The sequence below is a fragment of the Thermoanaerobacter uzonensis DSM 18761 genome, from assembly GCF_900129115.1.
Taxonomy (GTDB): Bacteria; Bacillota; Thermoanaerobacteria; order Thermoanaerobacterales; family Thermoanaerobacteraceae; genus Thermoanaerobacter; species Thermoanaerobacter uzonensis.
Map to the genome: position 1 here is coordinate 334,523 of NZ_FQUR01000006.1, position 6,335 is coordinate 340,857.

Sequence of the window (6,335 nt, forward strand, 5' to 3'; positions counted from 1 at the left end):
ATAAAAACTATACTAAAATATAGTAGACATTGAGAAAAATGTATATTATAATAACTGTAGAAAAGTTTGGTAGATCAAGAAGGATATAAACAATAATATGGTTTTAGTGGCTTTAATAAAACGTTATGTACCAATCTAATAAGTGTTTAGGTTATTTAACTTAGTGTCAATTTTAATAGAGGTAGAGTCTATGGAAATAAACTCACCAGAGATAATTCCCATATTTTTAAGGATATTGACTGATTTTGAAAGATAGAGGTCAAATAATCATGAGAGTAGTCATGAATAAAAAGGCGGAAAGTCCAATAAGAAGGAAGAGGTTTAAAAATGTTAAAACCACAAAGATGAGAAGTGATAAGATTATTGCGGAGATAATCTAAAAGGTCAGAAATTGTTCCGAATCTTAAAGCTTAATAACAATAAAAGCTCTAAACATTGCACGATGAGAATAACCCTTACGGCCAGGACTAGAGGAAGGGAATTCAGGTATTGAAGACAAGTCTAGATTTTTAAACATAGAAGAATAGAAATCAATTTTAGACTGGGAAGTAAACAGGTATATTTAAAAGTAATTGAAGCTGGTATATGTAAGATTTCCTCCTTCTTAAAAAATTTTTTATAGTGTATATATAATAATTCGACAAATGGGAGGGGAAATCCTACATAAAAGATAAAAAATTCAAGAGTGATAGAAAAAAAGCATGTCTGTGGAATGGCTTAAATGAAGGCTTTTGAATTTTGCACAAGTCTACCACAGTAGTTTAAAGGAGTGATAATATGAGAAATAAGAAAATATTTCTGTTAGTGCTTTTTATTTTTTTAATGATAGCTACTTCATCATTTTTATTCTGGGTTATTGAAAGCAGATATATAGAGATACCCGAACCTGTTGTAATGTGGGACAATGGCAAAGTTGAAATTCCTCTTGCTACTGTGAGAATTGAATATAATAGCAAGTTTAAGCAGAAGTATAACTTTTGCGGAGGAGAACAAACATTAATAGATGAAATTATTAATCCCACCATTGTATTGCCGAATGAAGAAATAAGTATAATTTTTAGAAAAAAGCCCTTGCACTGTACAGTATATGAAAGGCAAAAGAATGGGAATTACGAAATAATTTCCGATACTTCCTTTGAAGGAAAGTCTGACTATGTAAAAAATATAATTTTTAAAGTGCCAAACAAACCGGGTTTACATATATACAGTCTTTTAGTCAGTTATCCTGTTGGTGAAGCTACATACTATTTTTCTATAGAAGTAAAAGATAAAATAGAATAAATTTATTTTTCAAAAGGAGTGAGTATAAAAGCTCTTTTTATACCAACTGCGAGAGGAGAAGCAGAAGGCTACTGTAAAACTTTTGACCTTGTCTATGGTAAGATGCTCAAATATATCCCATTCAAATTGTTAGTTGATAATGATTAAATGAAATTTAAAATAAAATTAATAAACAAAGGAGACGGTTTTTCTTATTTTAAGATCTTGAATAGGGAACCGTCTCCTTTTATTTGATTATTTATTTTACTTTTATCTTTATTTCTCTATCACCAATTAAAAGAGGATAATCTACAATTTTAAATTTGACTGGGTTATCATAAGATACATTTGGAATTTTGATTATGACTTTCTCTATTTTTTCATTTTCTACAGCATGAATACTCCAGTTTAAAAAATTATATTTTTTCATAGAGGAGTCCTCAAATTCGCTGTAAAAAGGACTATAAAAATTATTTGAATTATCTATCTTTTCAATAGTAAACGTAAGTTCTATATCATTGCCATTATTCACTATGTCATTTAAATTGAGCTTTTCATCAGGTTTGTTTAAAATTGTGTTATTTTTTAAGTCTATTAAAACATACTCTTTATCTTTATCAATTGCCTTGATTTTTGAAAAGACAATATATAAGTTTTTTGGCTTTTTGAAGAAATTGCTCTGAAAATAAAGTATTATGTTATTATCATCTTTTATTGTTGAAGTTACTCCATTACTTATTTGTCCGAATATATCATTGTCTTCATCTATAATCTTCATGTCATAAAAGCCAAGTATTTTTTTAGTGTTTTTTGTGTCATAGCTAATATATACAGCAATACGTGTGGGATAAATTATCACTTTTTCAAAAGTAATTTTTTGTTTGTCTATTTCTACTGTTTTATTTAAAATAAAAACTTCCTTTAACCCTATAAACTTCTCTTTATCTATAGGAATAGAAAAGTTAAATAGAGAGCTTTTTATACCTTTAAATTCAAAATCCACATTTAATTTATCTGGTATTTTATCTTTTTCTTCTGAAAAAGCAATGTCTATAAAACTTACTTTTTCCTTATTTAAATTGTCAAAACCGTTCCAGCTTACAGACACATCTTCTAATAGTTGATTATTATTGTCATATAATTTTATATCTTTAAGTTTTATTGGGTTGTCAGATTTATTTTCAATAGAGTAAAATACTATTATGCGGCTTTCATCAACAATTAATCCATCAATTGAAACTTTCATACCTTCGTCTTCTTTTGAAAGATAAATAGGTTGTATAAAGTTATTTTTTACTGCTAAATCAAGGCCTTTATCATATCTTACCAAATGAACAATTGATTGAAAACCTGGTATTTGACTGATATATGCCGCAACGCTAGTTGATAACCTTATGGACATCACAAATAAAACTAAAACAATGCCTGCTGCAATGTAAGAAAATTTTTTTCTCTGTTTTAAAATAAGTTTTCTTTTTTTACCTTTTTCTATACCGGTTTTTATATAATTTTCTATTTCATCAGGTATTTTTGCAGTTTTTATCTGATTACCTTTTTCTTCTAAAATTTTTTCAATATCTTTTTTCAACTTTTTCACCCCCTATAAAGATTTTTCAATATTTCAAGCCCTTTGTAAAGCCAAGTTTTGATTGTTCCTTCTGGCTTATTGAGAATAAGTGCGATTTCCGAAATTTTATAATCATGAAAGTATTTTAATACAATTACTGTTCGATATCTTTTTTCAAGATTGGATAATAGCGTTTCTATTTCTACAAAGTCATAATTGCTGTTTGATAGAAGGCTTTCTGAAGATTTTTCCACTTCAAAATTTTCATTTGTAAATCTTTTTTTATATTTAAGTTCATCTATGCAATAATTTATCATTATCCGTGTAATCCAGGTTTTAAAAAATTCTGGCTTTTTCAATTTTTTTATATTTATATAGGCTCTATATATGACTTCTTGAACAGCCTCTAATGCTTCCTCTTCGCTTTTTAAATAAGAGAGAGCTATTCTATAAAGCTGTTCTTTCATATTTTCCATCAACTGATAAAACGCTTCATCATCTCCCCTTTGGGCTTTTTTTAAAAGCAATTGTTCATCCATAATCTGCCTCCCTTATCCATCTCTTTAGATTAGACTCAAAAGTTATTAAAAAAGTTTTAAAAAAATAATCTATGCAGATTTTAATCGGGCTGAAAATATTTGACATACCATATATTATATAATTAAGGTAAGGATATGTAAAAGGATATATAAGATCATATATTTTTGTTAGACGTTTTGACATTAAGATACCATATTTAACTGATAATGAGAAGGTAGAATTAATAACTAAACTATTAAAAAATCTAAATCTAAAAGATGATGGTGCGATAATATTTGGAGATGTAGCATTTAAAAATACAGAGGAAATGCTTAAGGCAAGGGAAAAAGACAAGGACATATGGGATGATGAGGAACACTATATTATAGTTGATAAAATAATAAAGTTGTTGCCGCATTTAAACATAAGTTTTGAAAAACTTTCTTATTGTTCTGGCGTTTTAACCATATTTAAAAAGAGAAAAAATAGCCACTTTCCTGTTATAAAATAAATTAAAATGTATTTTGAGCAAGACTAAGCAGGATTCGATTAGGGTATTTATTATCCATACTATCATAAGGAGCATTTCGCCTACAGCGGGAAGGCTAAGTTTGGTATTTCTTTTATTTCATCTTTAATTGTCGTAGATTACATCCTAAATTGAAGTTGGTTTTCAATATTATAGTACAAAGGGAGTTGTTTTGTATGTTATTTCGCATAAAATGTGTTTGGCACCTTTGCCAGGTAGCTCCCTGGAAATGTCGATGAATTGCTTGCGCAAAGTGCAAAAAGGTAATGCAAAATTTCAGAATCTATGGAATATTGTATTGAGGTATTGAGCTATTTTTCATCTCTTTTCAGTCAGCTGGTAGGGATGACTCAATTCCTTTTTGTTAATATTTGCCTTAATACTTCTATTACCACTATACTTGGTACAGTCCATTGGAAAAGGTTAAATTGTTCATGTATAAAAAACTTTATAGCCCATATAATTATGGAAATAAATATACTCTCCCAAAATACAATAGCCGTTTCTTTAAAAACTTCTTTTTTGTCATAATTATAATATCCTATCAATATATACCTTAATAAAATAAGTATCAAATAACCTGAAAAATATCCAAAAATTAAAGGTATTAAAAACGCAAATGATCCTTTAAAAGGAAATGTCATTCAATACCAACTCCTTTAACGATTACCAAATAATAACTAATATTATCCATTAATTCTAATTATTTTAATAAAACATATTGATTGGAGAAATTGTATAAATTAATATTCCTACCATCCCACATTATGAACAAAATGGCTTGCAAAATCAATGTCATAATTTATTGAAGCAGTTACTACCATTCCTATTTATTATGTGTTATTATGTGCCTATCAGCAATTCTTGTGCCTATAAGCTACGGGAGAAGTACCATCTATAGCTTGGTCAAAAATATTTTCTGCAAAAGCAGCTTTTATAGCAGCATAGGCCTTCTGGCTTCCAACTATAACTTCAGAGATGATATTTCCAGCAGTTAGAAAATCCTTATTAGTTTGATGAAAAGTCTTAACTGCAACGTCTCAGACTTTCATCTTCTCACTCCTTTCGTGTTATATGTTTAGTTTCTCACACCATTTCAATAAATCGGTATTTTTTAATTAACTTTAGTTATTTTTATTTTTTATAGAAAAATAGTTATTGTAGACTATAAACCCTATATAAATATTTTTTACAATTTTAAACATATTCTAAATCATAAAGGAGAATGCACAATGCCTGTAAATGTGGAATTTACAGAACGTGACAAAAAACTTTTGGGAATGGTAGAAAAACTGAGCATGATAAAAGTAGAAAACTTTCTTATATTTATGATACAAAAATTACTATTTAAAACAAATAGACTTGTTAAGAAAACCCACAATGTAAGAAAGCTGAAATGGGACATAATGCTGGGCTCAAAAGGAATAGAGTACGTGAGAAGTAGCGGTAAAAGCTTATGGAAGCGGCTTAAAAGAACCGACATGGGAAGAAGCAGACTTCAGTGCAGGTAATAAAGAAGTTGTGGTTTTAATTCTGAACGACATATAAAAGATTGCAAAGATAAAGAACTATTTAATGCTGGCACAGTACAGATATAAAAAGCGACGGAAATAGAGATATTGTGTTTAGAAGAACAGGAAGAAATGTTTAGAGAGATGTTTCCTGAGTGCAGTATAAAGACTATAGAAATACAAAAATGAAAAATAATACCTCATAGATAATATACGAAGTTTTGAAAGAAGGAAAAATTGTAAAAATCTATAGAATGTGGACGCACTATGAATGGAAATAACATAATGTGAGGCAGGCTCAAAGCCTGTTTTTTTATGTAGGCAAAAACCTCAAAAATATAGAAGATAAGCATAGACATTTGGTTTTTTTAAATTTTTATCTCATATTTGAAGATTTAAGAAAAGGCAAATCTATATGCACAGCTCTTGTTTTTACACTATGAAACAGGAGCTTAAATTTTGTTTATCAATAAAGCAAGCAGATATAAAGCCTATTTTTCACAAAGTCAAGAGGAAATAACTACTAAGAATTAATTAAATAGATAAACTTTAGAAAAAACTACATTAACAGCAGTAAAAGAAGTAACGACACAAACTACTGAAAAAGCAACATTTAAAGAGTTGAAGGACGTAGCAAGGTTTTTAAAAGAGAATGGAATAAACCAATCAAAAAGATAGGCGTGATATAATAGAAGCATTTAATCCAGGCGCAGAAGTGATAGAATTAAATAAAGACGTAGTAGTTTATAGATATTATGATGGTAATTCTAATCCAAGAGGGAAGTGTGGTTAACAACAGAACTTTTAAAAGATCCTGTAAATCAATTAGCTTTACCGCCAGGTAATAAAGCGGGGAATATACAGCAATGGATAATTCCTAAAGGTACAAAAGTATTAAAGGGAACAGTTGCACCTCATTGGGGTAAACCTGGTGGAGCTCCTCAGATAT

Annotated in this window: 7 protein-coding genes and 2 pseudogenes; 4 read left to right on the forward strand and 5 right to left on the reverse strand. The window is 28.8% G+C overall.

The features are described from left to right. Positions 1–138: 138 nt before the first annotated feature. Positions 139–587, reverse strand: a pseudogene (locus tag BUB32_RS01635) (transposase); the annotation flags it as partial. 190 nt (positions 588–777) lie between these two features. Between BUB32_RS01635 and BUB32_RS01640 the strand changes: the two are divergent. After that, the gene (locus BUB32_RS01640; protein ID WP_072966878.1) at positions 778–1,281 is read left to right on the forward strand and encodes a hypothetical protein; all 504 of its coding nucleotides are present in this window, start codon (positions 778–780) and stop codon (positions 1,279–1,281) included. A 238-nt stretch (positions 1,282–1,519) separates the two neighbouring features. On the opposite strand, the gene BUB32_RS01645 is transcribed toward BUB32_RS01640, so the two are convergent. Both BUB32_RS01645 and BUB32_RS01650 read right to left on the reverse strand, forming a co-directional pair. After that, a complete protein-coding gene (locus tag BUB32_RS01645; RefSeq protein ID WP_234949199.1) occupies positions 1,520–2,848 on the reverse strand; it encodes a DUF4179 domain-containing protein in 1,329 nt (442 codons plus the stop codon). 5 nt (positions 2,849–2,853) lie between these two features. Next, the gene (locus BUB32_RS01650) at positions 2,854–3,366 is read right to left on the reverse strand and encodes a sigma-70 family RNA polymerase sigma factor (protein WP_072966880.1); all 513 of its coding nucleotides are present in this window, start codon (positions 3,364–3,366) and stop codon (positions 2,854–2,856) included. 308 nt (positions 3,367–3,674) lie between these two features. Here BUB32_RS01650 and BUB32_RS13045 point away from each other — a divergent pair, with 308 nt between their 5' ends. Then, positions 3,675–3,857 carry a hypothetical protein gene (locus BUB32_RS13045; protein ID WP_234949200.1) on the forward strand — a complete coding sequence of 61 codons (183 nt, stop codon included), beginning with the start codon at positions 3,675–3,677 and terminating at the stop codon, positions 3,855–3,857. A 199-nt stretch (positions 3,858–4,056) separates the two neighbouring features. Here the strand turns inward: BUB32_RS13045 and BUB32_RS13400 are convergent. Further along, positions 4,057–4,122: pseudogene (locus tag BUB32_RS13400) on the reverse strand (transposase); the annotation flags it as partial. A gap of 103 nt (positions 4,123–4,225) precedes the next feature. After that, entirely contained in the window at positions 4,226–4,519 is a 294-nt protein-coding gene (locus BUB32_RS01665) for a preprotein translocase subunit SecE (protein WP_072966882.1), read from the reverse strand. 588 nt (positions 4,520–5,107) lie between these two features. Here BUB32_RS01665 and BUB32_RS01670 point away from each other — a divergent pair. Continuing rightward, complete coding sequence (locus BUB32_RS01670) at positions 5,108–5,386, forward strand: hypothetical protein (protein ID WP_072966884.1); 279 nt, start codon at positions 5,108–5,110, stop codon at positions 5,384–5,386. Between the two features lie 783 nt (positions 5,387–6,169). After that, on the forward strand, positions 6,170–6,335 hold a 166-nt coding region (locus BUB32_RS13325), incomplete at its 3' end, for a glycohydrolase toxin TNT-related protein (RefSeq protein WP_159428525.1).

What these genes read in the sequence shown, in the direction of transcription:
- BUB32_RS01665 (WP_072966882.1), bottom strand. Translation starts at nt 4,519, where the DNA reads ATGACATTTCCTTTTAAAGGATCATTTGCGTTTTTAATACCTTTAATT.
- BUB32_RS01650 (WP_072966880.1), bottom strand. Translation starts at nt 3,366, where the DNA reads ATGGATGAACAATTGCTTTTAAAAAAAGCCCAAAGGGGAGATGATGAA.
- BUB32_RS13045 (WP_234949200.1), top strand. Translation starts at nt 3,675, where the DNA reads ATGCTTAAGGCAAGGGAAAAAGACAAGGACATATGGGATGATGAGGAA.
- BUB32_RS01670 (WP_072966884.1), top strand. Translation starts at nt 5,108, where the DNA reads ATGCCTGTAAATGTGGAATTTACAGAACGTGACAAAAAACTTTTGGGA.
- BUB32_RS01640 (WP_072966878.1), top strand. Translation starts at nt 778, where the DNA reads ATGAGAAATAAGAAAATATTTCTGTTAGTGCTTTTTATTTTTTTAATG.